Origin of the sequence: Hyphomonas sp., assembly GCF_022844445.1 — a bacterium.
Lineage (GTDB): Bacteria > Pseudomonadota > Alphaproteobacteria > Caulobacterales > Hyphomonadaceae > Hyphomonas.
Map to the genome: position 1 here is coordinate 141,165 of NZ_JALHLS010000005.1, position 25,326 is coordinate 166,490.

Sequence of the window (25,326 nt, forward strand, 5' to 3'; positions counted from 1 at the left end):
CCGGGAGGACCACCATGAAGCTCATCAATTCTGTAGGCCCCAATCCGCACGTCGTGCGCATGTTCATGGCCGAGCGCGGCATCACCCTACCGCTCGAAGACATCGACATCCTGAAGGGCAAGAACCGCGAGGGCGATTACCTGAAGACCAATCCCGCCGGCCAGTCGCCGGCGCTGGTGCTGGATAACGGCTCGGTCGTCACCGAAATCACCGCCATCTGCGAATACCTCGACGAGAAATTCCCGGGCGACAGCCTGATCGGCAAGACTGCCGAAGAGCGCGCCCAGACGCGCCGCTGGACCCGCTGGGTCGATCTCAATATCGTCGAACCGCTCGCCTCGGGCTTTCGCTATTCCGAGGGCCTGCCGATGTTCCAGGCGCGCATGCGCTGCCTGCCGGAAGCGGCCCCGGGCCTGAAGGCCAAGGCGCAGGACGGCCTCGCTTTCATGGACGCGCAGCTCGCGAGCCGCACCTTCGTCGCCGGCGAAAAGTTCTCACTCGCCGATGTGCTGCTGTTCTGCTTCCTCGCCTTCGGCGGCGCCGTAGGCCAGCCGCTGAACCCGGAGCTGAAAAACATCGGTCGCTGGTTCGCGGCCGTCGGCGCGCGCGCGAGCGTGAAGGCCTAGGGCTTCGTCAGCAGGCGGAGAACCAGGCGCTCCCGCTCCGGCGGCACGCCCCGGTGCACGGCGGCGAACAGGCGGTTCTCCAGGAAGTGACCGGTCAGCTTCAGCCCGGCGGCAATGTCGCCGGGCTTCACTGCCGCCGCAGGCCGCATGAGGAAATCCGGCAGGGCCAGGAGCCGGTCGAGGTATTGCTCGGCTTCCGACCCGCGCACAGCGCGCCCGGTCTTCGGCGAGACGTGCGTCAGCCCGTCATTGGCGCCGGATATCGCGCATTCCTCAAGGTCCAGCCCGAAGCCCAGCGCTGAAAGCAATCCCAACTCCCAGCGCACATACAGCGCCGGCCAGATGTCCCCGTTACCGAGTTCGTCGAGCAGCACCATCGTTGCCTCATAGAGGTTCGATCCAGCGGCATCGCCCTCGTTCATGCTGGCGCGGAGCATCGCCGTGATCGCGGAAACCGCCGCCAGCGCCGCCGGATCATCCAGCAGGCGCGAGGCGCGCTCCTTGCGCGGCTCTGCCATGTCAAACCGGCCCAGCTGGTCATCCAGCCGCCCCGACCAGGACAGCGCCACCGTATTTCCGGAATCGTAGTGCGCCCGCCGCTTTCGGGAGGCGCCGCCATAGACGAGGCCGGACCGGCGGCCCCGGGTTGCCGTGAGAACATCAAGGATGAGGCCGCCTTCGCCGAAGCGGCGCCCACCAAGGATTATTCCGTCATCGGACCAGTTCATACATCAAATTCGAGGCCGAAACCGGAGTAGTTCTCGCGCTTCTCCTGCCACCGCTCGTCCACCTTGACGAACAGGAACAGATGCACCGGCCGTTGCAGCATTTCCGTCAGTTCAATTCGGGCCTGCCGGCCGATTTCCTTGATCAGTGCGCCGCCCTTGCCCAGAACCATCGCCTTGTGGCCCTCGCGCCCCACAATGATGACCTGCTGTACACGAACTGACCCATCCTTGCGTTCCTCCCAGCTCTCGGTCTCAACCGTCAGCTGGTAGGGTAGCTCCTGATGCAGGCGCAGCATCAGCTTTTCGCGCGTCACTTCCGCCGCCAGCACACGCATCGGCAGGTCGGCAATCTGGTCCGGCGGGTAGAGCGCTTCGCTCTCCGGCATGCGCGACGCGATTGCGGCGGCCAGTTTGTCAACCCCGTCGCCCTTCTCGGCGGAGATCATAAAGATCTCCTCGTAGACACCCTCGGCGCTGAGTTTCGCCATGATCGGCAGCACACGATCATGCGGGAAGAGGTCGATTTTGTTTAACGCCAGAATCGCGTGCTTGCCGGCATCCTTCAACTGGCTGATGACCCGCTGATCGTCCTCGATTGAGTGGCGCTGCGCGCCGGTCGTGTGGCCCTCGTGCTCAGCCACCCAGGCCGAGGCATCGATCAGGTGCACGATCGCATCAGCATCATCCGCTCCGCCCCACGCCGCTTTCACCATCGCGCGGTCCAGCCGGCGTTTGGCGACAAAAATGCCGGGCGTATCGACGATTACCACCTGCGCCGCGCCGACCTGCGCCACGCCGCGCACCGGAAAGCGCGTCGTCTGCACCTTGTGCGTGACGATGGCCACCTTCTGCCCGACGAGCCGGTTGGTCAGCGTCGACTTGCCAGCATTCGGCGCGCCGATGATAGCGCAGAAGCCTGCATGAGTTACGGCCTGTTCGCTCATGTATTCCCTTTCAGTTGTTCCAGCATGCGCGCCGCAGCTTGCCGCTCGGCGTCGCGCTTGGAGGGGCCCGTTGCGGCGGCCGTCCCGTTCTGCGCGATGCGCACTTCAACCTGGTATTCCGGTGCATGATCCGGGCCGGAGCGGCCGGTGACGACATATTCCGGGAGCGGATGACCCTGCCCCTGCGCCCATTCCTGCAGCAGAGTCTTCGGATCCTTCATTTCGGCCGGCCCGCTGTTGAACTGCGGGGCCCAGCCTTTCTCGACAAACTTACGCGCTGCTGCAAGGCCGCCGTCGACGTAAATCGCTGCGATCACCGCCTCGCAGGCATCTCCCAGTGTCGATTCCCGCTCGCGCCCGCCGCTTGCCACTTCGCTGTCTGAAAGCAGCAGGAAGGCGCCGAGCCCAAGATGCCGGAAAGCCTCCGCACACGCACCTTTTTTCACAAGCCGGTTAAGCCGCGGCGCCAGATCGCCTTCGGTCTCGTTGCGGCGCCGGTCGATCAGGCGCTCGGCGATCAACAGGTTCAGCACCCTATCGCCGAGGAATTCCAGCCGTTGGTTCGCATGATGCAGCGACTCCGCCGCGCTCACCGCGCTCGGATGCGTCAGCGCCGTAAGCAGAAGCGCCTTGTCCTTGAACCGGTGGCCGCAGGCCGTCTCGGCCGCGAGAACGGCGGCCTCGCTGAGGCCCGGCCGGACGGCCTTGGCCGCAGCGCGTTGGCGCGTACGCTTGGGGCGAGCCTGGTTCATGGCGCTGCCAATGGGATGGCTTCGATGATCACCTGAGCTTCTGCCCACGGATGATCGTCTGTCAGTGTCAGGTGCACCACCGCACGGTGTCCCGGGGGCGTCAGCTTCGCGAGCCGCGCCGCCGCCCCGCCCGTAAGCTCGAAGCCCGGCTTGCCTGATGGCAGGTTGACCACGCCCAGGTGCTGCCAATGCACGCCTCCGCGCGGCACGCCGGTTCCGAGCGCCTTGGCGCAGGCCTCCTTCGCCGCAAACCGCTTCGCATAGGTTTCCGCTACACGCCGCCGGCCGCGCGCCTTCGCAATCTCGTATGGCGTAAAAACGCGCGTCTCGAACCGTTCTCCAAAACGGTCAAGCGAGCGCTGGATGCGCTCGATATTGCAGAGATCGTTGCCGATGCCGATGATCATGCCGCCGCAACAGCCCCGCGCGCGATGTCCATGCGGCGACGCATTTCGCGGATTGCTGCGTCGAGCCCGATGAAGATCGCTTCGCCGATCAGGAAGTGGCCAATGTTCAGCTCGGCCAGTTCGGAGATCGCCGCGACCGGTCCGACATTGTCAAAGGTCAGCCCGTGCCCGGCATGCGGCTCAATGCCCCGGCGGCGCGCATCGGCTGCCGCAAACTTCAGCCGCTCCAGCTCGGGCGCCGCGGCCTCAGCCCCGCCGTCCAGCCACAGTTCCGCATACTTTCCAGTGTGAAGTTCCACGACCGGCGCGCCGAGCACTTCCGCCACCGCGATCTGAACCGGATCCGGCTCAATGAACAGCGACACGCGCGCGCCCGCGCGGCGCAGCGTCTCGACCATCGGCGCGATCCGGTTGTGCATGCCGGCGACATCAAGCCCACCTTCGGTCGTACGCTCCTCGCGCCGCTCCGGCACGAGACAGGCCGCATGCGGACGAAACGCCGTTGCAATCGCCTCCATCTCGTCGGTGACCGCCATTTCCAGATTGATCGGCAGGCGCGTCGCGCGGCGAATGGCTTCAAGGTCGCCGTCGCGGATGTGGCGGCGGTCTTCACGCAAGTGGATGGTAATGCCGTCGGCGCCCGCGGCTTCAGCGATCTGCGCTGCGCGCACGGGATCCGGATGCGGCCCGCCGCGCGCGTTGCGAATTGTGGCAACGTGGTCGATGTTGACCCCGAGGCGCAGGAAGCCCGCCATCAGGCAAGCCCCCGCGAGCCGGGCTTCACCGCCGGCATCGCGGCCAGCTCGGGCGGCAGCGCATCGGCTGAATAGTCCGGGAAGTTCACCTGAGCGAGTGAGACCAGCTCGCAGCCGACATCGGCGCGCCCGCCGGAGCGGTCGATGATGCAGGCCCCGCCCACAACCCTGCCCGGCAACTTGTCGAGCGCCTCAACCGTCTCGCGGAACGAGAGGCCGGTCGTCACGATATCTTCGGCAATAAGTACACGGTCATTCTCACCGATAGAAAAGCCGCGGCGGAATTCCAGCTTACCGTCCACGCGCTCGGCAAAGATCGCCCGCGCGCCGAGATGGCGGGCAATCTCATAGCCGGGAATGATCCCGCCGACGGCGGGGCCTGCGACGACGTCGATCTTCCCGAACTTCGCCGTCAGCTTCTGTGCCAGCGCCTTGCAGAGTTTCTCCGAAAGGTCAGGGCGCGAAAAGACCAGCGCCTTCTGCAGGAAGACCGGGCTGCGGCGCCCCGAAGAGAGGATGAAATGCCCCTCCATCAGCGCGCCGGCATCGCGGAACACGTCGAGTACCTGATCACTGTTCATCCTGGCTCTCCTGGTCGCGCACGGCGCGGTCGACAACGGCCAGCGAGCGCAGGGCCGCCAGAATCTGGGTCAGGCGTTTCAGGTCTTCCACTTCAATATCCATCAGCAATTCAATGAAATCGGGTTGGCGCGTGCCGGTCGAGATGCCAACGATGTTTCCGTTCGACTCCGCTACGGCGGAGCAGAGCTTGGCGAGCACGCCTTTCTGGTTGGACGCATTGATCCGTATACGCGCAGTTGCCACTGCGCCGGTCTTCGCAAGTTCGGTCCATTTCAGGTCGCGCCACAGTTCCGGCCGGTCGTCATACTCGGCAAGGCGCGGGCAGCTGGAAATGTGCACCACGAGCCCCTTGTTGGGCACCTGGACGCCGATGATACGGTCGCCCGGCAGCGGTCGGCAGCACTGGCCGAGATGCAGCGTCACGCCAGGCATCAGATCCTTGCCTTCTACGAACAGCGGCGCATGGCGGCTGTCGATCGGCGTCTTGTCGGCATCGTCCGTGCGCTCGGCGGCATAGCCCGGGAACGCGGCATTCACTACCGCCGACGTCTGCAGCTTGCCCCGGCCCACATCCTCTCTCAGGTCATCGATCGAGGAAATGCCGATCTTGTTGGCGACGTCGATCAGCATAACGTCCACAGGTTCGGCGCCTGCGCGGCGCAGCGCCTGGTTGATCAGGCCCTCGCCAAGCCGGCGAAACTCGGCCGCTTCCCGGTCGCGCTCCAGCTTGCGCTGCTTGGATTTCGCCCGGCCGGTATAGGTCATCGCCTCCCAGCCGATCACCGGCGCCGGCGCCCGCCCACGGATGATGTCCACCACATCTCCATTCTTCAGCGGCCGGCGCATGGATTTTTCCTCGCCGTTGATTCGTGCACCGGTGGTCGTGTCACCCACGGCCGAGTGAACGGCATAGGCAAAGTCCAGGGGCATGGCGCCTGCTGGCAGAATGATCAGCTTGCCCTTCGGTGTGAAGGTGAACACATGCTCCCGGTACATCTCGAGCTTGGCATGCTCGAGAAACTCACCCGGCTCGGCTCCATCGCGCAAGAGTTCGGCAAAGGCCTTCAGGTTAGCTTCCGGGTCAAGACCGGCCGCGCGCGCGGAGTCCACGTCAAAGCCATAGGCACGGTTCTTGTACCCCCAGTGCGCCGCCACGCCGTATTCAGCCGTTCGGTCCATCGCCTCGGTCCGGATCTGCAACTCGACGCGGCGGTTGCCGCTGGCGCGTACGGTTGTGTGCAGGCTCGCATAGCCGTTCGGCTTCGGCACCGAGATGAAATCCCGGAACCGGTCCGGAATGCATGACCAGTGCGTATGGATTGCACCGAGTACGGAATAACAGTCCGGCACATTGTCCAGGATCACGCGGAAAGCGAACAGGTCCGCAACGTCACGGAAGGAGATCGACTTGCGCTCCAGTTTGCGCCACAGCGAATAGGGCTGCTTGCGCCGGCCCTTGAGACGGTAGCGGATGCCGGTGGCGTCGAGCAGCTTGGTGAGGTCGTCGCGGATCCGGTCGAGGTCGCCGCGGTTCTCGCGGTCGAGTTCTTCCAGCCTGAAGAGGATCGCACGGCGCGCTTCTGGGTTCAGTTCCTGGAAAGCGAGATCGTCCATTCGCGCGGCCACGTCATAGAGGCCCACGCGGCGCGCCAGTGGCGCATAGATGTCCATCGTCTCGCGCGCCGTCCGCTGCCGGCTTTCCGGCTTCTTGCGGTGGTGCAGCGTCTCCATGTTGTGCAGCCGGTCGGCGAGCTTCACCAGCAGCACGCGGATATCGCTCGTCATCGCAAGGATGAACTTCTGGAAGTTCTCCGCCTGCGCCGCTTCCTTGGAGGTAAACTCCAGCTTGTCGAGCTTGGTCACGCCGTCGACCAGCTCCGCCACATCCGCGCCGAAGCGCACCTCGATGTCGCCGATGTCGATGTCTGTATCTTCCACTACGTCGTGCAGCAGCCCTGCAACGATCGTCACCTCGTCGAGGCGCACATCCGCCAGCAGGTTTGCGACGCGGATCGGGTGGGAATAATAAACTTCGCCGGAATCGCGCATCTGCTCGCCGTGATGCTTCTTGGCGAAGTCATAGGCCCGGCCGAGCAGCTCGGAGCGCACGCGCGGGTGATAGGCCCGCACCTTGGCAATCAGCTCTTCGCGGGTAGGAACCGGCGGCAGCGCTCCGGCGCCATCCGGCGCAGCGGTCGTCTTGCCAGCGTTTGCGCCAGCCCCTTTTTCCGGACCGGAAAGGGCGCTGCCGTCCATTTGCTCTCCTAGAGGCGGTCGTCGCGCCCGGATTCGATTTCAGCCTGGTAGGCACGCAGCACGTCGTCCTCGGTGGCGGCCGGAGCAGCCATGAGAGCCTGGCGGTCGGCTTCGCGCTCGTTCTCTTCGCCCGGACGGATGTCCTGCAGGTTCGAGATCAGCGCTTCCTTGACCACTTTCAGGTCGATCGAGGAGTCGGCGATCTCGCGCAGCGACACGACCGGATCCTTGTCATTGTCCCGGTCGACGGTCAGCGGCGAGCCTTCGCGGATCATCCGCGCACGGTGGCCGGCGAGCAGGACGAGCTCGAACCGGTTGGGGACTTTCTGGATGCAGTCTTCGACAGTAACGCGGGCCATTTCGGGAAAATCTCCTGAGAACCGCCCTTTATATGCGCTGCAACACATCGCGGCAACCCAATCCTTGCAGGGTTCCGCTAGGACAGGTAAGCGATGTGAATACACGTTTCCGGGCAATTTATTGGCCCCTCCTATTTGAAGAAAAGGGTATTGCCAATGGCCTTCTACAAGGATGAGCGCCTGGCCCTGTTCATCGACGGCGCCAATCTCTACTCGGCCGCCCGCGCGGTCGGCCTGGAGATCGATTTCCGCAAGCTCCTCAAGGAGTTCCAGAACCGAGGGCGCTTGATCCGCGCCAACTACTATACGGCCCTCGTCGAGAACGACGACTACAGCCCGATCCGCCCGCTGGTCGACTGGCTGGCCTATAACGGCTTCAACGTGGTCAAGAAGCCGGCCCGGGAGTTCGTCGACCGCGATGGACGCAAGCGGGTGCGGGGCAACATGGATGTGGAGCTGGCCGTCGACATGCTGGAAGCCGCCGGCTGGGCCGATCACATCGTCCTGTTCAGCGGCAATGGCGACTTCCGCCGCCTCGTCGAGTCCGTGAAGGCAAAGGGTGTCCGGGTTTCAGTCGTCTCCACCATGAACGCCACCCCCCCGATGATCGCCGACGACCTGCGCCGCGAGGCGGATACGTTCATCGAGCTCGTAGACCTCGGCGAACTGATCGCCCGCCCCCGCCGCGAAACCGGCGACGCGCCGCAGGATGACGACGAGGACTGAGCCGGGGAGCGCCGCCGGCGTGAATTGGCGCGAAGGCGAGATCGACCTGGTCACTGACAACCTCACCTGCAAGGCGACCGAAGGCGTGTGGCGGAGGTTCCCACGCCGGCTTGTGGTCGGTCCAACTCTGGCTTTCGCTGATGTCCATCCAGCCGTTTTGCGCGCGTTCCTCGTCGCGCTCTGACATCCGTCAGTCACCTTGCCTTCGGGCAGCCGGGATGAGCACACAGCCGAGGCGCAGGTCTTGCGCTCCCATCACAACCACGCACCCGGCAATTATATCGAAGCAACGGCGATCGCCTTGCGGGCGACGGTCAGGCCTGACGAGATCGATCCCGTGCTCGCCGCCCCTGGGCCGCACATCCAGGCTTTCTGCCATATTGGCCCGGCGCGCCTTGGCCCCGTCGACTTTCCCTGAACTGCGTATTGCCCGCGCGCGTCGGAGTCCAAAAACAAAACCCCTGCCGAAGCAGGGGTAGAGGAGTCAATCGCAATGGGTTCGGCAACGTAGCATTAGCGCCGCATCGTGAACGTGATGCCGGCGAAATCTTCGGTATCCTGCAGTGTCTTGTTGCGGTCGCTGAATTCGATCTCGCGGCGGATATAGCTGAGCGACAGCTCGCCCCCCGCGCGCTGGATGGAGAAGCCGGCCTGAAGGTCGCCGACAGTCAGTTGATCCGTCATCTGAACATCGGTCAGTGTGTTCATGCCGAGCGTATTGAGTTCGGTATCCCAGACGAGCGCTTCACCGTCGGCGCCGACAAACACGTACCAGCCTTTTGGCGACGGGCCATCTGCCAGGTCGAGGCCCTGACCGAAGCGGAGTTCACCGCCGATGCTGCGGCCGCGCAGGTCGCCGCCATCGCGGATGGCCACGCGCGGAGCAAGGCCGACGTCGAAGCCGAGGCCGGTCTGGCCGCTGGTCGCGGCAATCGACACACCGAGCGACATGTCGTTGTATTCGGGGTTCGGCTGGCCGTAGCGGCTTGAGGCGAGCTGGGCAGCGACCGAGGCGATCGCGGGGTTGGCGCTCCAGCCAAAGTTCACGTCGGCGTCTGGCACGCCGCTCATGCCCGAGCCGGAAAGGCTGAACGCGGCTGGCGGGGCGCCGCCGGCGACAACCGAGACCGGCGCGTCGGGCGCCGTCAGGCGAATGCCGGCAGGAATGGGGGTCGAGATGGCGAGCGGAGAACCGGCGAAGGCGTTACCGGTCGGCGTGTTGAGTGCACCGTCTCCGAACGAACCTGGCACTGCCATTGTCATGCCGAGCGATGGCGCAACAGCCGGCTCCAGGCTGGCATAATAGTCCGCGCCCGTCGCCACACATCCCTGGCAGGCCAGGGTGATCAGGCTGGATGCGATTGCGTACACCATTCCCTTAAAACCTTTCACGGTCAGCTTCCTTACTCACACTCGTAAGAAAATGACCCTGTTCCACTAATCTACCATGAAGCTTTCAGGCGTCCCAAGGCCAAAACACGCTTCAAAGATTAATTCCTCAATACAGATCCTGAACGTTCAGAAGCCTCTGCAGTTCCCGGATTTTCAGGTAAATTTTGTCGCAAGAACCGCGCCAGAACATCTTACCGCATGATTAACCTGTTGAGATAATTGGCGAAAATGCAGCAGCCCGAACGCAGAACGGCCCACCTCTCGGCGGGCCGTCCGGGCCTTTCGGCGATCAACCTTGGCGCGGGCCTACTGGCAGGCGAGGCACTCGTCATAGTCGGTGCTCTCGGCGTCCATCTTCTCCGTCTCCAGCTTCTCTGAGCCGGCGAACGAGGCGCGCTGGACAGATTTGGACCGGCAATAGTAGAGCGACTTCAGGCCGCGCTCCCACGCCGTCCAGTGCAACATGTGCAGATCCCACTTGGACACATCGCCCGGCAGGAACAGGTTCAGCGACTGGGACTGGCAGATGAACGGCGTGCGGTCCGCCGCCAGTTCGATGATCCAGCGCTGGTCGAGTTCGAAAGCCGTCTTGAAGACATCCTTCTCCTGCTGGTCGAGACAATCGAGATGCTGGACCGAACCTTCGTGCTCGAGGATCGAAATCCAGACATCCGGCGTGTTCAGGCCCTTGGACTCGAGCAGCGTCTCGAGCTGCTGGTTCTTGACTGTAAACGAACCCGACAGGGTCTTGTGCGTGTAGACGTTGGCGGGGATCGGTTCGATGCCGGCCGAGGTGCCGCCACAAATGATCGAGATCGACGCCGTCGGGGCCACAGCCAGCTTGTTCGAGAAGCGGGCCATCATGCCGACATCGCGCGCGTCCTCGCAGGGGCCACGCTCCTTGGCGAGTTTCACTGAGGCCGCATCCGCGCCCTGGCGGATATGCTTGAAGATCTTGAGGTTCAGTGATTTCGCCGTCGCGCTCTCCAGCGAGACATTCATCGCCTGCAGGAAGGAGTGAAAGCCCATGACACCGAGGCCGACCGACCGCTCGCGCTTGGCCGAATAGACGGCGCGGGACATTTCCGGCGGGGCGCGCTCGATGAAGTCTTCCAGCACGTTGTCGAGGAAGCGGAACACGTCCTCCATGAACATCGGCTCTTTCGACCATTCCAGGAACGTCTCGGCGTTTACCGAGGAGAGGCAGCAGACGGCCGTGCGGTCGACGCCGCGATGGTCGACGCCGGTCGGCAGCGTGATCTCCGAGCAGAGGTTCGACTGCGTGACCTTCAGGCCGAGGCGTTTCTGGTGGGCCGGCATCGCATTGTTTACGGTGTCGGTGAACAGAAGGTAGGGTTCGCCGGTCTGCATGCGCAGCTCGAGAATCTTCTGCCACAGCTTGCGGGCATTGACCGTCTTCAGCACATCGCCGGATTTCGGCGAGATCAGCGGGAAGTCCTCGTCGTTGCGGACCGCCTCCATGAAAGCATCAGTGATGTTGATGCCATGATGCAGGTTGAGACTCTTGCGGTTGAAGTCGCCGGAGGCTTTGCGGATCTCGAGGAACTCCTCGATTTCCGGGTGGTGGATGTCGAGATAGCAGGCGGCCGAACCGCGGCGCAGCGAGCCTTGCGAGATCGCCAGCGTCAGCGAGTCCATCACCCGAATGAACGGAATAATACCTGAGGTCTGCCCGTTCTGGCCGACCTTCTCGCCGATCGAGCGGACATTGCCCCAATAGGTGCCGATGCCGCCACCATTCGAGGCGAGCCACACGTTTTCGGTCCAGGTCTCGACGATATCGTCCAGCGAATCGCCGACCTGGTTGAGGAAACACGAAATCGGCAGGCCGCGATCTGCGCCGCCGTTCGACAGCACCGGCGTCGCCGGCATGAACCAGAGTTTCGAGATATAGTCATAGATGCGCTGGGCATGGCCGGCATCGTCGGCAAAGGCGGAGGCCACGCGGGCAAACATGTCCTGATAGGACTCACCCGGTAGCAGATAGCGGTCATCGAGCGTCTTCTTGCCGAAATCCGTCAGCAGCGCATCGCGCGACGGATCGGTCTGGATGGAGTGGCCCTGCACCAGCGTGATCTTCGCTTCGGCGCCTGTTTTCGGCTTGCCCTTGCGAGCGGCTTCTTTGGCGACGGATGTAGCGTTGGTAGCCCGCATGGCGACCCTCCTGAATCATCTGGTTTTACTGGGATTCCGGGGCGTTTCGACCATATCTGGTCCGGCGCCTCTTCCCTGACACAACATATAGTGTCCGAAGGTTAATAGGGGGTCAACGGTGCATTTCGCAAATCCGTCAAAGAAGGGGTGGATAACTCCTGAATCAAAGGTTAACGGCGGGTCCGGATCGCCCGTGTTGCAGGGGCTTTGGACAGGATGTAGCCTTTCTCAAGCGACACCCGAAAGGCCGGACCATGAAACCCGCTTTTTAGGCGCTTGCGCTTCTGGTTTTTCCCTCCCGGCCATCTCACAACGCGACACGGCGCCCGGAGCAAGCGCCAGCCCGGCGGGGCCGCCGCGCCTCTCTCCGCGCTGGCCCAGCAGGCCCACAACGCCTGTCCCGGCCTGATGAGCCGTACCGAATCGGCAGTCGCAAACGGGTATATTCAGTACTACTACCTGAGCGACTGCGAGCGCATGGCCCGCGCCATCGACTTCAACACCGGGAACGAATCGACCGCTACCTATGACGGCCCGAAGCTGCCCGACTCGGACGCCTAAGTGATCATCGGCGCCCTCTGGAGCTCTGCCACGATCGAGGACGCCGTCGGCATGCCTTTCGGCCGGGGCTTTTCCCTGAAGAGCGAAAAAAGCCTCTACTGCTCGGAACTCGTCTGGCGGGCGCTTTCAGCGGGCGCAGGTAAGGATGCTGTGCCGCAGAAAAGCGAACGCTTCGGCCGCGTCTATGCCTCGATCTCGGACCCGTCGGAGAATGACCTCGCGCGCGAGGCGGCAGTGATCACGGCGAAGTCGGATCAGGGTGGAGACAGGCAAACGACCCGGGCTGAAGCTCGTTAGGGCTGCTCGGTTCCCCGCCTGACCCGATTGGCGAGCGACCCGTCCGCCGCCTGCCTCCGAGGGCTATATGCGGGAGGGGCGGCAGAATCGCAAGCTCGGCCTCCACCTGACGCCCGATTCCGCGCTATCGCCTTGTTCCACCTCATGTTAGCCCTTCGTCCACACACCGCTGACGGAGGGCTCCATGATCAGCCGCACCCTTACCCTGACGGCCCTTACCGCTGTCCTCGCCGCGCAGACCACTTTTGCGGAAACCGAAAAGGCGCCGTCCAAGCGCTTTACGGCCGAACGCGTGTTCGACATAGAATACGCCACCGACCCGCAGATCTCGCCTGACGGCAAGACCATCGTCTATGTACGCAATGCGATGGACCGGATTGCTGACCGTGACATCGGCTCGCTCTGGAGCCTCGATGTGGCGAGCGGCGCGCACCGCCCCTTAGTGACCGGCGTCTCCGCCACCAATCCGCGCTGGTCTCCGGATGGCTCGCGCCTCGTCTATTCGACGACCAATGGCACCAAGCCGGAAATCCGGATCCTCTATCTCGATACCGGCCGCAGCTTCTCGCTCGCCCAATTCCAGCAGGGCCCCTCGGAGACCGTCTGGTCGCCGGACGGCAAGACGCTGGCCTTCACGATGTTCGTACCCGGAGAAAAGCCGGGCTTCGCCAAGCCCCCTGCCGCCCCGGAGGGCGCGGCCTGGAGCGAGCCGGTCAAGGTGTATGACAATATCCAGTTCCGCGCCGATGGCGCCGGCTATCTCGAGGATGGGTCGACGCATGTCTTCACGCTGCCGGTAGAGGGCGGCACGCCGCGCCAGGTCACCTCGGGCGAAGCCTCGATGCAGCAGCCCGCCTGGCTGGACAACGACACCCTTCTCGCCTCCGGCAACAGAGCTGAAGACCGCGACATGGACCCGGTCGAAAGCGAAATCTACGCCATCGAGTTGTCGGACCTCTCCGTCCGCCCGCTGACGACCCGCGACGGCCCGGACTATGGCCCGGTTGTTTCGCCGGACGGTAAGCGCGTCGCCTATCGCGGCTATGACGACAAGGTCCTCTCCTACCAGCAGGATAATCTCTATGTGATGAACGCCGACGGCTCGGGCTCCACCGAGCTGGCCGCAGATTTCTTCGGCAGCTTCGACCAGACCGTCTGGACGCCGGATAACAAGAGCCTCCTCTCCCTCGTTGGCGATCACGGCGTGCTGACACTCTACCGCGTCGGCCTTGACGGGAAGACCTCGCAGGTCGTCACTGATATCGGCGGCGCCTCCATCGGCCGACCCTATGCGGATGGCAGTTTCTCCGTGAGCGGCGGAAAGAAGCCGTTGGTCGCCTATACCGCCGGCTTTGCCGACCGCCCTTCGGAAGTCGCCAGCACCGGCCTCGACGGCAAGGGCCAGAGGGTGCTGACCGCGCTGAACGATGATCTGATCCCCTATCTCGAGATGCCGCGCATCGAGGAGATCAAGGTCGCCTCCAGCCATGACGGCAAGGAAATCGAGGCCTGGATCGCGCTGCCTCATGATTTCAAGGCGGATGGCAGCTTCCCTATGCTGCTCGAGATTCATGGCGGCCCGTTCCAGATGTACGGTCCCTTCTTCGCCAGCGAGATCCAGCGCTACGCCGCCGAAGGCTATGTCACCGTCTGGTCCAACCCGCGCGGCTCGACCGGCTATGGTGAGGACTTCGCCCATGCCATCGACAAGGCCTATCCGGGCAACGACTATGACGACCTGATGAGCATCACCGACGAACTCGTCGCGCGCGGCTATGTCAGCAAAGACCGTTTGTTCGTGACCGGAGGTTCGGGCGGCGGCATCCTCACCGCCTGGATCGTCACCAAGACCGACCGCTTTGCGGCCGCCGCTTCAATCAAGCCGGTGATCAACTGGATGACGATGGCACTCGCCGCCGACATCTCGCAATACGTGCGCCGCCACTGGATACGCGCCGACCCCTGGACGGACCCCGAGGCTTTCCTGAAATTCTCACCGATCCGCTACGTCGACAAGGTGGTGACGCCGACGCTGATGATGGTGGGTGAGGAAGACTTCCGCACGCCCGCCTGGGAAGCCGAACAATTCTACACCGGCCTCAAGATGAACGGCGTCGACACCGCCCTCATCCGCATCCCCGGCGCCTCCCACGGCATCACCGCGCGTCCCAGCCGCCTGATTGCCCTCACGGACAATATCATGGGCTGGTTCGCGAAATATGATCCGGCGAAAGCAGCAGGCGCGCCCGCCGCGCCGGTCGCTGCGGCGGTCGAGACATCCGCGCAGTAGGCTGCTTCAGGTCTCGTTGGCAGGCGACTCGTCCCGGCGGCGGGTCTTGCTGACGGCCGTTATGACGCCGATACCCGTGAGCACCACGGCGCCGGTGCCGATCCAGACCGGCTGGAGGCCAAGCAGGTAGGCGCCGTAGCAGAGACCTCCGATCAGGATGATGAAGCCGGTCAGATAGAGCGCGAAGGACGACATGGGACACCTTGGGTGACTGAGGAAACTCAATCACAAACGCTGGACTCCGGCAGCGGTTCCATGAGGCGGCAATTGCCGGCCCGGCGATCACCGAATGAGGCGCTCACCTCGCGAGAGGTGCGGTTGTGGCCGGAGAGGGACTTCAGCGCGCCGGCACATGCGCCGCGATAAGGTGCGGCCCCGGCTCTGCGAAGGCGCGCTCAAGCGCCGCATCAAACTCCTCCGCCGCCCTCGCATTCACCGCCGGCACGCCCTGGGCTTCGGAGAGTTTCACCCAGTCGATCTCCGGGCGTCCGAGGCCGAGCAGGTCTTCCGCCACACGGCCCGGATTGCCGGCGCCAGTGCGGGCGAGTTCGATGTTCAGTATGCGGTAGGAATGATTGACGAAAATCACATTCACTACGTCCACACCTTCACGCGCCATGCTCCACAGGGCCTGGTTCGTATACATGCCGGCGCCATCGCCCGAGAGGCACAGAACCTTCGCGCGCCCTTTGGCCGCTACCGCTGCGCCGAGCGCCAGCGGCATGCCCTGACCGATGGCGCCGCCGGTCAGCATCATCCACTCGTGCGGGCGAGCACGGCCGGTCATCATGAAGGCAGGCAGTCCATTGGAGACGCCGTCATCGGAAACGAAGGTGCCTTCCGGCATGTGGCGCGCGATGGAGGCGCCGACTGTCGCAGCGTTCAGCGCCCCGGTTGGTGCACCGGGAATGTCCAGCAGCGCAGGATCGGCCGCGCCCTTCGCACCGAGCGCATCGGCCAGCGCGGCGAGGATCGCGGCGGCGTCGCTTTCCGGACCGCCAATCACCAGCGGTGTGCAGCCCTCCGGCACCAGCACGCTGGGCCGGCCCGGATAGGCGAAGAACGCGACCGGCACCTGCGTGCCGGCGACCAGCATGAGGTCGGCGCCTTCCAGATCAGCCATCGCGCCTTCGGCAAAGTATTGCATCCGGTCCGGCGCAAAAAGACCCGCGCCGCGGGCCATTCGCGGGAAGAAGGTATCCGTCAGTACACGGATGCCTGCCGCCTTGAGGCGCGCCGCCTGCGCAAGGCCCGCTGGCGTCAAGGCCGTACCGTTGATCAGGATCACCGGCTTCATCGCGCTGCGCACGGCCTTTGCCGCAGCCGCGATCCGGTCCGCATCCGGGGCGCGCAGCTTCGGGCGCGCGCGCTGTGCGCCGGGCTTGCCGCCTTCGGTCCAGGCGGTGTCGGCGGGCAGCAGCAGCGAAACCGGCCCCGGCACAGGCCCGAAACTCGCCTCCCAGGCCTCGGCGGCGAGATTGCCGGCTTCCGCCACCCGGTCGGCCGACTTGATCCAGACGGAGTTCGGGCCGGCAAGGCCGAGAATGTTTGAGGTCAGCGGCGCGTCATAGCGCAGGTGAGGCACGGCATGGTCGCCGATCACGTTGATCATCGGCGTCCAGGCGCGCTTGGCATTGTGGATATTGGCGCCGCCATTGAGATAGCCCGCGCCGAGATGCAGCAGTGTCATTGCCGGCAGGCCGGTCACGCGCGCATGACCATCGGCGGCGCCGGTCGCCACGCCTTCGAACAGGCACAGCACGGACTTGATCCGCGGCTCATGGTCGAGCGCCGTGACGAGGTGCATTTCTGAGGTGCCGGGATTGGCGAAACAGGCGGTGACGCCGTGGTTGGCCAGGGTCGAGACAAGGGCCTCCGCGCCGGTTTTCACGCTGCTGGTTGTGTCTGCCAATTCCGCCTCCCGAAGTGATCTTTCAGGCGTGCTTAGGCGAATTCAGGAGCGGGTGCAAAAGCGAAACGGGCCGCAGATCGCTCTAGAAGCAAGGGGGTCTTCCATGAACGGCCTGCGGCCCGCCATAGCCAAAGGGGAATGGCTGGGCTGCAGCATTCACTGCAGCTTGGGCGGGAATATACATCCCGAATGTCAGAAATCGACCCTTTTCTGAGCAGCCCCGCTGCAAACCACCGGTACGTATGCTCCGACAGGTGTCAAAACAGGAACTTACCGGCAAAGGCGTCCGCGGAATAAAGCCGTTCTATCTGCTCGGCCCGCAACTCCTGGGTGCGGGACTGGTTGATGTATCCCTTTTCGGTTATCTCGCCGAGGTCCGCCTGGGGCTGGCTGGCCTGCAGAAGCAGGCGGGCGATTCGGGCCGCGGCGTTGGGATTCTTCTTGTTGTAGGCCATAAATCCGTCTCGCAGCGCCGCTTCAACTGACGGATGGCGGACGAGCTCTTCCAGCCCAAGCGGCGCTCCGGCGAGGCGCTGGCAATAAGCCTCGTTGAGAAACCCGAGCAGGCCGATCTCTTCACGATTAAGCCCGCAGACGATCGCGTCCGACAGTACCCCCCCACTCGCCGCGACGGCGGCCACGCGGACTGATCCAGTGGAGACCCAGGTGCCGCTGACCAGCTTGAATTCCTCCACCGTGCGCCCGTCGAAGGCGAGGCCCTTCTCCGGCTTGCCAGGATCGACGAACTTCACGGCGTCGCCGAGGCGGTAATAGCCATCCTCATCGAAGGCCTCGGCGGTTTTTTGCGGATTGCGGAAATAGCCGGGCGTGACGTTGACGCCCTTGACGCGCAGTTCGAGCTTCTCGCCGGCGGGCACCAGCTTGAACGTGTTGCCGGGCAGCGGCAGGCCGATCAAGCCCATCTTGTCATTCGGCCAATGAACGTTCGAGGCGGTGGGCGAAGTCTCGGTCGCGCCATAGCCGGCAGAGAGCGAGATGCGCTCACTGGTGATGCGCACTGCGACTTCCTGGATACGCTCGTAGATGTCCTGCCCCATCGAGGCTCCGCCATAAGCCATCGAGGTGAGGCGCGAAAAGAAGACTTCGGCGAGCCCGTCATCCTGCTCCAGCGCAGTGGCGAGCGCCGCCCAGGCCTGCGGCACGGTGGTGTGCTGCGTGGTCGGAATTTCCTTCAGGTTACGGAGCATCTCGGCCAAGCGCTGCGGCGTCGGCGCACCGTGGCAGATGTAAAGCGTGCCGCCCCAGTCCAGCATATTGTGCAGGATGGAATGCGTGCCGTAGGTATGGCTCCAGGGCAGAAAGTTTACCATCACCTGCGGGCCGCCGGTGATCTCGTCGAGGCGCTCCTCGTCCCAGACCGAGCGGATCATCTTGGCATTCGCCGCCACCATGCCGTGCAGGTTGATTACCGCTTTCGGCTCGCCGGTCGAGCCGGAGGTGAGCATGTACTTGGCCACCGTCTTAGGCGTCAGCTTTGCATAGGCTTCGTCCACCGCCGGCCCGGTCTGCCCGGCAAAATCCTCGAGGCTTACGGCGCGCGGCACGTTCGGCGCGTTGCGCGAATAGATGACGATGCGGCCGGTCAGGTCGAGCGCGTCCAGCGCGCGCTGGTATTCCTTGCCGTCTTCCACATAGATGAATTTCGGGCTGGTCAGGTCGTCGATGTAGCGGAAGCGGACGAGATCCTGGCTCAGCGTCGCATAGGCAGGCGTCACCGGCACGACGGGACTGGACACCCACATGCCGGCATACATGACGAGTGCATTGTCGATGGAGTTCTTCGACAGGATCATTACCGGCGCATCCGGCCCTGCCCCCTCACTGAGGAAGGCGGCGGCGATGCGGCGCACCGCGGCGAGGCCTTCAGCATAGGTCACCTTGCGCCAGTCATCCTGCGCGGGATCTTCCGGCCAGCGCTCCGCGAGCCAGACCTGGTCCGGCCGGTCGGCCGCCCATTTCTCCAGCGGGGCGAGCATGTGCGGCGGGTGCGCCTTCAGCGGCAGGCCGCTTTCGAGATAGATCGTCCCGTCGGGGCGGCGGTCGATCTTCAGCTTCAGCGGAAGGTAGGGCACCTCGCGGAACGGGATATGCGCAGTTTTGCTCATGGGCGAATTCCTACCTCCAGCAGGCCTCCCGGAAGGCGCCGTGCATGTGTGCGTGTTGCTGATTGCTCGCGCAGTGCGGCGGAAAGGGCAAGCCCCCCGCCCTACTCCTTGGCGCCCGCCAGTTCCTTCAGAATCACGTACCAATGGTCCAGGCCGTCATAGAATGAGGCGACCGGCAGACGCTCGTTGAGACCGTGGGCAAAGGTGTCGTTCAGCTTCGCGCCGCTGCCGCCGATACCGAGCGTGTCATAACCGAGGTTACGGTAGTGCATCCCGTCGGTCCCGCCTGAGGACATGTGCGGCAGGATGGCGAGCCCGCCCAGGCCGCGCTCGGCCAGCGAGACGTTCAGCGCGGCGAGCACGTCTTCCGGCAGCTTTGATTCCGGGCTTTCGACGAGGGTGGAGATCAGTTTGAACTTCACGTCGTCATTGCCGATGACTTCCATGAGAGTCTTCTCGGTCGCCTCGATGCCGACGCCCGGGAAGATGCGGCAGTTGATGGTGGCGGTGGCCCATTGCGGCAGCGCGTTGTCGGCATGACCGGCGCGCAACATCGTGGGGATGCAGGTGGTGCCGAGCGTGCCGACGGTGGAGGGATCAGCTCGCAGCGCCGCGATGGCGGCCGCGTCGGCTGGGTTCGCCGCGAAGGCGAGCATCGCCTGACCGAGCGGGCCGGGCGTCTGCGCGCCGGCGGCCTTGAACGAGGCAATCGTCAGCGGGCTGTGCAGGACCGGGAAAGTGTAGGCTTCAATCTTCTTGAGCGCCGCGGCGAGTTCATAGATGGCGTTGTCCGCCCGCGGCGCAGACGAATGCCCGCCCGGATTGTTGATCGTCAGTTCGAAGGAGGCATAGGTCTTCTCGGCGCCCTGCACGCTGTAGAACAGGGCCGTGCCGTCAGTGTCCAGCGTCAGGCCGCCGGCGTCGGCGTTCAGCACATAGGCGGGGTCGACCGTCGCCGCGACATATTCCGCCTGCGCGCGCGTGGAGACCATGCCGGTCTCTTCGTCACCCGAGAGGGCAATGACGAGATCGCGGTTCGGTTTGAAGGCTTCCTGCTTCAAGCGGATGAAAGTGGACACGAGGCTGATGACGCCGTACTTGTTGTCGGCCGTGCCGCGCCCGAAGAAATAGCCGTCTTCCTCGATCAGCTCGAACGGATAGCGCACCCAGCTTTCCGGCAGGGCATCGACGACATCCATGTGGGCGAGCAGCACGATCGGCTTCTGCGCTGCAGCGCCCTCGGCGCGGTACCAAACCATGAGGCCCTGAACCGCCTCGCCGTTATTGTCATGGTCAGTGATGCGGATGTCAGCATCAGCAAAGCCGGCAGCCTTCAGCTCACGGACGAGATAGTCGACCAGCTCGGGCGTCTTCGCCTGGCCGCGCGCGGTGCGAATCTCGACGGCCGTCTGGTACATCTCACGAGCGGACTGTTCAAACGGCGTGCGCTCCTCGGCGCGGCCGAGCGGCGCGGCGAGCAGCAGCGCGGCCGAGAGGAGGAAGAGTTTGAGTTTCATGGGGGCCTCCGGGCGGTTTCAGCTTCCTTGCTCGCGCAGCGCGGGAGAAAGGGCAAGCCCCGATCAGGGGTCAAACCCCTCATTCTCGATATAGACCACCTCGCCGCAATGTTTGCAGTGCACCGCGTCGCGGTCATGCCGATACAGGCCGCAATTGGTGCACTCGACTTCGGCCTTGTCGGAAGGCGTGACGAGGGCGCGCAGCAGACGCAGGAAGAGCGTGACGCCGAGCAGCATAATGATGATCGGCAGCACCCTGCCCGTCCAGCCAACGAGGGTGATGTCGCCATAGCCAGTCGTCGTCAGACTGGTGACCGTGAAATAGAAGGCGTCAAGATAGTTGTGCACATCCGAGCCGGGCTTGTTCACCTGGTCGGCATAGACGAGGGCTGACATGATAAAGAGGAAGACGACGACATTGATCCCCCGCTCGATCACGACCCGGTGCAGGTGAAAGTATCTGGACAGCGGACTGTTGTCGCGCAGAAAAGTGAAGGCGCGCGCGATCCTCAGGGCCCGGATGATCCGCAGGAAGGCATAGTTCTGCGAGATCAGAGGCGCGAACATCGTGAACACCACGATGAGATCGGCAATGTTCATGAACCGCTGGAAAAAGCGCCGCTTGGTTGGCGCTATGTAGAAGCGCGCCAAAAGGTCGAGCGCGATGATGCCGCCGATCACATAGTCGAGCCAGAAGTGATAGCCCTCCTTCGGAATGAAGGGCGAGACGAGGAAATAGCCGATCGTCAGAATATCGAAGATCAGCACCGCCCAGCGGAACGTGACGGGCCACTTGCCCACGCCTTCATAGAGCCAGACCAGCGTGCGCCTGAGGCCTAGCGGTTTGCGCTCCGGGGTCGTCTCGGTCATTCCGTCTTCTCCTGATTGGCGCTTATGGCGGGTCAGGGCGGCGGTGTCACGGGGGGGGCGGCTTCGGTTTGGCGTCAGTCTCGGCGACGATGCCATCGATCAGGGCGACATAGGCGGGATCCTTGGCGAAGGCCCGGTATTGGGCGCTGCGCGAGATCGGATTGCCGGACCACCACGCCGCGATTCCCGGATTGGTGATGCTCCACTTCAAAGTGCTCAGCTCTGCCTCGAACCGCTTCGGCTCCAGCCCCCCGTGAGGGACTGGTAGTGCAGCATCTCAAAGATGCGCATGTGGCCGAGCGCGATGAAGCCGAAGGATGTAGGCTCATCATCGTCGAGCGTGTCCAAACCTGAAAGGCCGACACGCCGCAGGCGCGCAATCCCCGGATCGCTTGCAATGAGCCTGTTGATCGCGCTGAAACTGTCGCTGACGGCCTGGTGAGCCGTCGCCCTCAATGCCCTCCTTTTCCGGCGAATCTGATAGCCGACGAAACCCAGCGAGCCGACAATGGCGAGCACGGCAGTGTTCCGGCCAATGCATTAGTCCTCTTGAAGAGCTACGGCGCTTCCCTCAAACGCACGACAGAAACAAAGATATCTCAGGGCCGGAAAGAGCATGACTGGTTCGTCCGGATGCGGCCCAAGGCGTGGCTTCGAGTGCCGCGATGGCGTGTATGAGGTTGGCGCGGGCGGGCATTGCGGCGGGAAGGCGGGCGGACTAAACCGTTGGGCATGCACCGCCTCCCGAACCGCGCGATACTCCGTCTTGAAGGCTCCGACACGCTGGCGCTGCTGGAGCGGACGGTGACGCATACTGTGGCCGGCTGGGAGGCGGGGGTAGCGCGGTACGGCGCGTTGCTGACGCCGCAGGGCAAGGTGATTGCAGACTACATTGCGCACCGGACGCCCGAAGGCGTGCTGATCGACGTGCACGAGGATGCGGCCGAGGATCTTGTGAAGCGGCTGAAAATGTTCCGGCTGCGTTCGGCCGTGGAGATCGTGCGAGACGAGGCACTGGTTCCAGTGATTGATGCGGAAGGCGTGGCCGATCCGAGGACAGGGAAGCTGCCGCACCGGTCGGTTGCCACGGCGCGAGAGGCCGAGGCGCCCCTGCCCCGCTGGGACGCGCTGGCGATCAGCGCGGGCATTCCGGAATGGGGCCGCGATTTCCGCGCAGCAGAAGTGTTCCCGACTGACATCAACATGGATCTGATGGACGGCATCGACTACAAGAAAGGCTGCTTCGTCGGCCAGGAAGTTGCGAGCCGGATGAAGCGCAAGGCGCTGATCCGTAAACGGACGGTCCGGGTGAAGGGCAAATCGCTGGCGTCGGGCGCGCAAGTGCGTGCGGGCGCGAACCTGCTGGGCACAGTGACGAGCGCCGCAGATGGCGAAGGCTTGGCGCTGATCCGGACGGACCGGCTTGCAAAGGCAATCGAGGCCAAGGAGCCGGTGACAGTGAATGATGCGGCGGCAGAGATTGACGGCGCGCCCTGGCTGATCGCCGAAGTGAAAGCCTTGCTGGAGGCGCCGTCCGATGAGTGACGATACACCTTGTTGCGGCTGGGCGCCGGCGAGTGACAAGCTTTACCGCGACTATCATGACACCGAATGGGGCGTGCCGGAGCGCGATGCGCGGGCGCTGTGGGAAAAGTTGCAGCTCGACGGCATGCAGGCGGGTCTGAGCTGGATCACGATATTGAGGAAGCGCGAGTCGATTCGGGAAGAATTCGACGGGTTCGACCCGGAGCGCCTCGCCCGATGGACCTCGAAGCGGACAGCCAAAGCGCTGGAGAATCCCGGCATCATCCGCAGCCCGAAAAAGATCGAAGCGGTGATCGGCAATGCGCAGGCCTATCTCTCCATGATGGAGGAGGGTGAGGACTTTTCAGACTATTGCTGGGGCTGGGTGGGCGGCAAGACGATCCACGGGAAGTGGGAAAACTTCCGCCAGGCGCCAACCTTCACGCCCTGGTCAGAAGCGATGTCCAAGGACCTGAAGAAGCGCGGCTTCAAGTTCGTGGGGCCGACGATTGTGTACGCATGGGCGCAGGCAGTTGGCATGGTCAATGACCATGAGGTAAGCTGCCCCCGGCACAGGGCTGTGAGGAAGCACACATGAAGACCAAGTTGATACTGTTTGCCGCCGTTGGCGTGCTCGCGATGACCAGCGCCTGCCGGTCGGCCGAGCAGCCGGCATCGTACGCCAATCCGGTGGACGCGTGCGCGGGCGAGGAAACCGAGGAAGCGCGCGACCGCTGCATGAAGAACGTGGTGGCCGATGTGGCCACTTCGGTGAAGCGGGAAGCCCAGCGGAAAGCTCAACCGCCGCAATGAGCCGGGCTGGCGCACTGGCTGCCGGACTGGTTGCCGCAACGGCGCTGGCGGGTTGCCAGACCTGGACCGACAAAGCGGACGCAGCAATGCTGGCCGAATGCGCCCGGATCGCCGATCCGGACGCGCGGGACCGCTGCCAGACCGAAGTGATGACCGCGGCGGCGGATGCCGAAAGGGCCTTCCAGGAGAAGCAACGAGAGGCCGCCGAGGACCGCGAGCAGCGCGAGGCCTTGCGGGAGGCCTACGGCGTGCCGAAACGGGCCGCCTGGCCCTGAGGCCACGAGCCTTGGCCCCAAGCGGAACGCACGCTAGAGGTTGAGTCACATAAGGACATGAGGCCGCGCGCAAACCTGCCCTGCGCGGCCCGGCAATGGAGAGCACAGCTTTGACCCGCCCCGTCATTTCGGCCACCGGCCTCTGGACCCCGCCCCATTCGATTTCGAACGCCGAACTGGTGCAAAGCTACAATGCCTGGGCCGACACCTGGAACCGCGAGAACGAGGCAGAGATAAAATCTGGCCTGATGGAGCCAAAGACCCATTCCTCGGTGGAGTTCATCGAGAAGGCTTCCGGCATCAAGAGCCGCTATGTGGTGAACAAGGACGGCGTGCTCGACCCCGACATCATGGCGCCGCGCCTGCCTGAGCGGCCGAACGAGCAGATCTCGATCCTTGCCGAGATGGCCGTGCATGCGGCGCGCGAGGCGCTGAAGAAGGCCGGGCGTGATCCGAAGGACGTGAACGCGGTGATCTGCGCGGCCTCCAACATGCAGCGCGCCTATCCGGCGATGGCGATCGAGGTTCAGGACGCCCTCGGCATCGAAGGCTTTGCGTTCGACATGAACGTGGCGTGCTCGTCTGCGACCTTCGGCATCCAGACGGCGGCGGATTTCATCCGGTCAGGCAATGCGAAATCGGTGCTGGTGGTGAACCCGGAAATTTGTTCAGGCCACCTGAACTTCACCGACCGGGACAGCCATTTCATCTTCGGGGACGTGGCGACCGCCGTGCTGGTGGAGGCCGAAGACATCGCGCCGAAACAGCACTGGAAGATCCTCGGCACGAAACTGAAGACGCAGTTCTCGAACAATATCCGCAACAATTTCGGTTTCCTGAACCGCACCGCGCCGGAAGGCGTCGGCGCGCCGGACAAGCTTTTCGTGCAGGAAGGCCGCAAGGTGTTCAAGGAAGTGGTGCCGATGGTGGCGGAGATGATCACCGCACATTCCAGCGAACTGGGCATTCCAGCGGGCGAGTTGAAGCGCATGTGGCTGCACCAGGCGAATGCCAACATGAACCGGCTGATCTCGTCGAAAGTGCTGGGCCACGAGGCCAGCGATGAGGAGAGCCCGACGGTATTGGACACCTATGCCAACACGTCTTCGGCGGGATCAATTATCGCCTTCCATAAGCACTCGGACGACTTCCGCGCCGGCGACAAGGGGCTGATCTGCTCCTTCGGTGCGGGCTATTCGGCAGGGACGGTATTTGTGGAGAAGGTGGGGTAAACGAGGGCTCGATCAGCCCCTGCCCCTATTCCTCGAAATCTTCGGTGAACATGTCGCCCCAGAGGGCGCGGCGGCTGGCGCGGACGGCTTCGACGACGACGACCAGTGTGCCACAGGCGAGCATCATCACTGCAAAGCCCTGGCCGGAAAAGAAGTTGTAGAAGGCTTCCATCATCGCGTTTCGCTCTCTCGTTTTTTCTTGAGACC

General features: G+C 63.9%; 29 protein-coding genes and 1 other RNA gene. 11 read left to right on the top strand and 19 right to left on the bottom strand.

Annotation, left to right across the window (positions count from 1 at the left end; genetic code table 11):
- Positions 1 to 14: 14 nt before the first annotated feature.
- Positions 15 to 626, top strand: coding sequence for a glutathione S-transferase family protein (locus tag Q0C17_RS07770; protein ID WP_291203883.1), 612 nt, complete (start codon positions 15 to 17; stop codon positions 624 to 626).
- Here Q0C17_RS07770 and recO read toward each other — a convergent pair.
- Genes recO through rpoZ form a run of 8 tightly spaced genes read right to left on the bottom strand, consistent with a single transcriptional unit; the run spans position 623 to position 7,409 of the window.
- Positions 623 to 1,354, bottom strand: a complete 732-nt coding sequence (gene recO, locus Q0C17_RS07775; protein WP_291203888.1) for a DNA repair protein RecO — start codon at positions 1,352 to 1,354, stop codon at positions 623 to 625. The genes Q0C17_RS07770 and recO overlap by 4 nt on opposite strands.
- The gene (era, locus tag Q0C17_RS07780) at positions 1,351 to 2,298 is read right to left on the bottom strand and encodes a GTPase Era (protein ID WP_291203891.1); all 948 of its coding nucleotides are present in this window, start codon (positions 2,296 to 2,298) and stop codon (positions 1,351 to 1,353) included. Before era ends, recO begins: the two co-directional genes overlap by 4 nt.
- Positions 2,295 to 3,050 (bottom strand): ribonuclease III, encoded by a 756-nt coding sequence (gene rnc, locus Q0C17_RS07785; RefSeq protein WP_291203894.1) that lies wholly within the window; start codon positions 3,048 to 3,050, stop codon positions 2,295 to 2,297. Before rnc ends, era begins: the two co-directional genes overlap by 4 nt.
- Positions 3,047 to 3,457, bottom strand: a complete 411-nt coding sequence (acpS, locus tag Q0C17_RS07790) for a holo-ACP synthase (protein WP_291203902.1) — start codon at positions 3,455 to 3,457, stop codon at positions 3,047 to 3,049. Before acpS ends, rnc begins: the two co-directional genes overlap by 4 nt.
- Positions 3,454 to 4,212, bottom strand: coding sequence for a pyridoxine 5'-phosphate synthase (locus Q0C17_RS07795; RefSeq protein WP_291203909.1), 759 nt, complete (start codon positions 4,210 to 4,212; stop codon positions 3,454 to 3,456). Before Q0C17_RS07795 ends, acpS begins: the two co-directional genes overlap by 4 nt.
- The gene (gene pyrE / locus Q0C17_RS07800; RefSeq protein WP_291203915.1) at positions 4,212 to 4,793 is read right to left on the bottom strand and encodes an orotate phosphoribosyltransferase; all 582 of its coding nucleotides are present in this window, start codon (positions 4,791 to 4,793) and stop codon (positions 4,212 to 4,214) included. The genes Q0C17_RS07795 and pyrE overlap by 1 nt, the downstream gene beginning before the upstream one ends.
- Positions 4,783 to 7,050 (bottom strand): bifunctional (p)ppGpp synthetase/guanosine-3',5'-bis(diphosphate) 3'-pyrophosphohydrolase, encoded by a 2,268-nt coding sequence (locus Q0C17_RS07805; RefSeq protein WP_291203921.1) that lies wholly within the window; start codon positions 7,048 to 7,050, stop codon positions 4,783 to 4,785. Before Q0C17_RS07805 ends, pyrE begins: the two co-directional genes overlap by 11 nt.
- Before the next feature lie 8 nt (positions 7,051 to 7,058).
- A complete protein-coding gene (gene rpoZ, locus Q0C17_RS07810) occupies positions 7,059 to 7,409 on the bottom strand; it encodes a DNA-directed RNA polymerase subunit omega (protein WP_291203924.1) in 351 nt (116 codons plus the stop codon).
- A gap of 156 nt (positions 7,410 to 7,565) precedes the next feature.
- Between rpoZ and Q0C17_RS07815 the strand changes: the two genes are divergently transcribed.
- The 3 genes from Q0C17_RS07815 to Q0C17_RS07825 are packed head-to-tail and all read left to right on the top strand — an operon-like array spanning position 7,566 to position 8,553.
- Complete coding sequence (locus Q0C17_RS07815; RefSeq protein ID WP_291203927.1) at positions 7,566 to 8,135, top strand: NYN domain-containing protein; 570 nt, start codon at positions 7,566 to 7,568, stop codon at positions 8,133 to 8,135.
- Positions 8,119 to 8,319, top strand: a complete 201-nt coding sequence (locus Q0C17_RS07820; RefSeq protein WP_291203933.1) for a hypothetical protein — start codon at positions 8,119 to 8,121, stop codon at positions 8,317 to 8,319. The genes Q0C17_RS07815 and Q0C17_RS07820 overlap by 17 nt, the downstream gene beginning before the upstream one ends.
- Before the next feature lie 60 nt (positions 8,320 to 8,379).
- Positions 8,380 to 8,553, top strand: coding sequence for a hypothetical protein (locus tag Q0C17_RS07825; protein ID WP_291203936.1), 174 nt, complete (start codon positions 8,380 to 8,382; stop codon positions 8,551 to 8,553).
- A gap of 95 nt (positions 8,554 to 8,648) precedes the next feature.
- Here Q0C17_RS07825 and Q0C17_RS07830 read toward each other — a convergent pair whose 3' ends face one another.
- Both Q0C17_RS07830 and Q0C17_RS07835 read right to left on the bottom strand, forming a co-directional pair.
- Positions 8,649 to 9,527 carry a lipid A-modifier LpxR family protein gene (locus Q0C17_RS07830; protein WP_291203939.1) on the bottom strand — a complete coding sequence of 293 codons (879 nt, stop codon included), beginning with the start codon at positions 9,525 to 9,527 and terminating at the stop codon, positions 8,649 to 8,651.
- Positions 9,528 to 9,833: 306 nt separating this feature from the next.
- Positions 9,834 to 11,702, bottom strand: a complete 1,869-nt coding sequence (locus Q0C17_RS07835) for a ribonucleoside-diphosphate reductase subunit alpha (RefSeq protein WP_291203944.1) — start codon at positions 11,700 to 11,702, stop codon at positions 9,834 to 9,836.
- A 408-nt stretch (positions 11,703 to 12,110) separates the two neighbouring features.
- Between Q0C17_RS07835 and Q0C17_RS07840 the strand changes: the two genes are divergently transcribed.
- Positions 12,111 to 12,263, top strand: coding sequence for a hypothetical protein (locus Q0C17_RS07840; protein WP_291203947.1), 153 nt, complete (start codon positions 12,111 to 12,113; stop codon positions 12,261 to 12,263).
- A gap of 260 nt (positions 12,264 to 12,523) precedes the next feature.
- On the opposite strand, the gene ffs is transcribed toward Q0C17_RS07840, so the two are convergent.
- An RNA gene (ffs, locus tag Q0C17_RS07845) (signal recognition particle sRNA small type) lies at positions 12,524 to 12,616 on the bottom strand.
- 128 nt (positions 12,617 to 12,744) lie between these two features.
- On the opposite strand from ffs, the gene Q0C17_RS07850 reads away from it, so the two are divergent.
- Complete coding sequence (locus Q0C17_RS07850) at positions 12,745 to 14,850, top strand: S9 family peptidase (protein ID WP_291203952.1); 2,106 nt, start codon at positions 12,745 to 12,747, stop codon at positions 14,848 to 14,850.
- 6 nt (positions 14,851 to 14,856) lie between these two features.
- On the opposite strand, the gene Q0C17_RS07855 is transcribed toward Q0C17_RS07850, so the two are convergent.
- The 7 genes from Q0C17_RS07855 to Q0C17_RS07885 form a co-directional block, all read right to left on the bottom strand.
- Complete coding sequence (locus tag Q0C17_RS07855; protein ID WP_291203955.1) at positions 14,857 to 15,045, bottom strand: hypothetical protein; 189 nt, start codon at positions 15,043 to 15,045, stop codon at positions 14,857 to 14,859.
- 142 nt (positions 15,046 to 15,187) lie between these two features.
- Entirely contained in the window at positions 15,188 to 16,762 is a 1,575-nt protein-coding gene (locus Q0C17_RS07860; RefSeq protein ID WP_291203958.1) for an acetolactate synthase large subunit, read from the bottom strand.
- A gap of 257 nt (positions 16,763 to 17,019) precedes the next feature.
- On the bottom strand, positions 17,020 to 18,888 hold the full coding sequence (locus tag Q0C17_RS07865) for a feruloyl-CoA synthase (protein ID WP_291203965.1): 1,869 nt from the start codon (positions 18,886 to 18,888) through the stop codon (positions 17,020 to 17,022).
- 101 nt (positions 18,889 to 18,989) lie between these two features.
- Positions 18,990 to 20,405 carry a M20/M25/M40 family metallo-hydrolase gene (locus Q0C17_RS07870; RefSeq protein ID WP_291203968.1) on the bottom strand — a complete coding sequence of 472 codons (1,416 nt, stop codon included), beginning with the start codon at positions 20,403 to 20,405 and terminating at the stop codon, positions 18,990 to 18,992.
- 63 nt (positions 20,406 to 20,468) lie between these two features.
- Positions 20,469 to 21,275, bottom strand: coding sequence for an ion transporter (locus Q0C17_RS07875; RefSeq protein ID WP_291203972.1), 807 nt, complete (start codon positions 21,273 to 21,275; stop codon positions 20,469 to 20,471).
- 46 nt (positions 21,276 to 21,321) lie between these two features.
- On the bottom strand, positions 21,322 to 21,486 hold the full coding sequence (locus tag Q0C17_RS07880) for a hypothetical protein (RefSeq protein WP_291203976.1): 165 nt from the start codon (positions 21,484 to 21,486) through the stop codon (positions 21,322 to 21,324).
- A gap of 5 nt (positions 21,487 to 21,491) precedes the next feature.
- On the bottom strand, positions 21,492 to 21,794 hold the full coding sequence (locus Q0C17_RS07885; protein ID WP_291203979.1) for a hypothetical protein: 303 nt from the start codon (positions 21,792 to 21,794) through the stop codon (positions 21,492 to 21,494).
- Positions 21,795 to 22,007: 213 nt separating this feature from the next.
- On the opposite strand from Q0C17_RS07885, the gene Q0C17_RS07890 reads away from it, so the two are divergent.
- The 5 genes from Q0C17_RS07890 to Q0C17_RS07910 all read left to right on the top strand — a co-directional run bounded on the left by Q0C17_RS07890 (position 22,008) and on the right by Q0C17_RS07910 (position 25,119).
- Positions 22,008 to 22,820 carry a folate-binding protein gene (locus Q0C17_RS07890; protein ID WP_291203984.1) on the top strand — a complete coding sequence of 271 codons (813 nt, stop codon included), beginning with the start codon at positions 22,008 to 22,010 and terminating at the stop codon, positions 22,818 to 22,820.
- On the top strand, positions 22,813 to 23,397 hold the full coding sequence (locus Q0C17_RS07895) for a DNA-3-methyladenine glycosylase I (RefSeq protein WP_291203989.1): 585 nt from the start codon (positions 22,813 to 22,815) through the stop codon (positions 23,395 to 23,397). Before Q0C17_RS07890 ends, Q0C17_RS07895 begins: the two co-directional genes overlap by 8 nt.
- Positions 23,394 to 23,612, top strand: coding sequence for a hypothetical protein (locus Q0C17_RS07900; RefSeq protein WP_291203995.1), 219 nt, complete (start codon positions 23,394 to 23,396; stop codon positions 23,610 to 23,612). Before Q0C17_RS07895 ends, Q0C17_RS07900 begins: the two co-directional genes overlap by 4 nt.
- Positions 23,609 to 23,887 carry a hypothetical protein gene (locus Q0C17_RS07905; RefSeq protein WP_291204002.1) on the top strand — a complete coding sequence of 93 codons (279 nt, stop codon included), beginning with the start codon at positions 23,609 to 23,611 and terminating at the stop codon, positions 23,885 to 23,887. Before Q0C17_RS07900 ends, Q0C17_RS07905 begins: the two co-directional genes overlap by 4 nt.
- A gap of 95 nt (positions 23,888 to 23,982) precedes the next feature.
- Positions 23,983 to 25,119 carry a beta-ketoacyl-ACP synthase III gene (locus tag Q0C17_RS07910; RefSeq protein ID WP_366914779.1) on the top strand — a complete coding sequence of 379 codons (1,137 nt, stop codon included), beginning with the start codon at positions 23,983 to 23,985 and terminating at the stop codon, positions 25,117 to 25,119.
- Positions 25,120 to 25,144: 25 nt separating this feature from the next.
- Here the strand turns inward: Q0C17_RS07910 and Q0C17_RS07915 are convergent, their stop codons facing one another.
- The gene (locus Q0C17_RS07915) at positions 25,145 to 25,294 is read right to left on the bottom strand and encodes a hypothetical protein (RefSeq protein WP_291204014.1); all 150 of its coding nucleotides are present in this window, start codon (positions 25,292 to 25,294) and stop codon (positions 25,145 to 25,147) included.
- Positions 25,295 to 25,326: the final 32 nt, after the last annotated feature.

Coding starts and splice junctions, on each gene's coding strand:
- Q0C17_RS07770 (WP_291203883.1), top strand. CDS start 15: ATGAAGCTCATCAATTCTGTAGGCCCCAATCCGCACGTCGTGCGCATG.
- recO (WP_291203888.1), bottom strand. CDS start 1,354: ATGAACTGGTCCGATGACGGAATAATCCTTGGTGGGCGCCGCTTCGGC.
- era (WP_291203891.1), bottom strand. CDS start 2,298: ATGAGCGAACAGGCCGTAACTCATGCAGGCTTCTGCGCTATCATCGGC.
- rnc (WP_291203894.1), bottom strand. CDS start 3,050: ATGAACCAGGCTCGCCCCAAGCGTACGCGCCAACGCGCTGCGGCCAAG.
- acpS (WP_291203902.1), bottom strand. CDS start 3,457: ATGATCATCGGCATCGGCAACGATCTCTGCAATATCGAGCGCATCCAG.
- Q0C17_RS07795 (WP_291203909.1), bottom strand. CDS start 4,212: ATGGCGGGCTTCCTGCGCCTCGGGGTCAACATCGACCACGTTGCCACA.
- pyrE (WP_291203915.1), bottom strand. CDS start 4,793: ATGAACAGTGATCAGGTACTCGACGTGTTCCGCGATGCCGGCGCGCTG.
- Q0C17_RS07805 (WP_291203921.1), bottom strand. CDS start 7,050: ATGGACGGCAGCGCCCTTTCCGGTCCGGAAAAAGGGGCTGGCGCAAAC.
- rpoZ (WP_291203924.1), bottom strand. CDS start 7,409: ATGGCCCGCGTTACTGTCGAAGACTGCATCCAGAAAGTCCCCAACCGG.
- Q0C17_RS07815 (WP_291203927.1), top strand. CDS start 7,566: ATGGCCTTCTACAAGGATGAGCGCCTGGCCCTGTTCATCGACGGCGCC.
- Q0C17_RS07820 (WP_291203933.1), top strand. CDS start 8,119: ATGACGACGAGGACTGAGCCGGGGAGCGCCGCCGGCGTGAATTGGCGC.
- Q0C17_RS07835 (WP_291203944.1), bottom strand. CDS start 11,702: ATGCGGGCTACCAACGCTACATCCGTCGCCAAAGAAGCCGCTCGCAAG.
- Q0C17_RS07840 (WP_291203947.1), top strand. CDS start 12,111: ATGAGCCGTACCGAATCGGCAGTCGCAAACGGGTATATTCAGTACTAC.
- Q0C17_RS07850 (WP_291203952.1), top strand. CDS start 12,745: ATGATCAGCCGCACCCTTACCCTGACGGCCCTTACCGCTGTCCTCGCC.
- Q0C17_RS07855 (WP_291203955.1), bottom strand. CDS start 15,045: ATGTCGTCCTTCGCGCTCTATCTGACCGGCTTCATCATCCTGATCGGA.
- Q0C17_RS07865 (WP_291203965.1), bottom strand. CDS start 18,888: ATGAGCAAAACTGCGCATATCCCGTTCCGCGAGGTGCCCTACCTTCCG.
- Q0C17_RS07870 (WP_291203968.1), bottom strand. CDS start 20,405: ATGAAACTCAAACTCTTCCTCCTCTCGGCCGCGCTGCTGCTCGCCGCG.
- Q0C17_RS07875 (WP_291203972.1), bottom strand. CDS start 21,275: ATGACCGAGACGACCCCGGAGCGCAAACCGCTAGGCCTCAGGCGCACG.
- Q0C17_RS07890 (WP_291203984.1), top strand. CDS start 22,008: ATGCACCGCCTCCCGAACCGCGCGATACTCCGTCTTGAAGGCTCCGAC.
- Q0C17_RS07895 (WP_291203989.1), top strand. CDS start 22,813: ATGAGTGACGATACACCTTGTTGCGGCTGGGCGCCGGCGAGTGACAAG.
- Q0C17_RS07900 (WP_291203995.1), top strand. CDS start 23,394: ATGAAGACCAAGTTGATACTGTTTGCCGCCGTTGGCGTGCTCGCGATG.
- Q0C17_RS07905 (WP_291204002.1), top strand. CDS start 23,609: ATGAGCCGGGCTGGCGCACTGGCTGCCGGACTGGTTGCCGCAACGGCG.
- Q0C17_RS07910 (WP_366914779.1), top strand. CDS start 23,983: ATGGAGAGCACAGCTTTGACCCGCCCCGTCATTTCGGCCACCGGCCTC.
- Q0C17_RS07915 (WP_291204014.1), bottom strand. CDS start 25,294: ATGATGGAAGCCTTCTACAACTTCTTTTCCGGCCAGGGCTTTGCAGTG.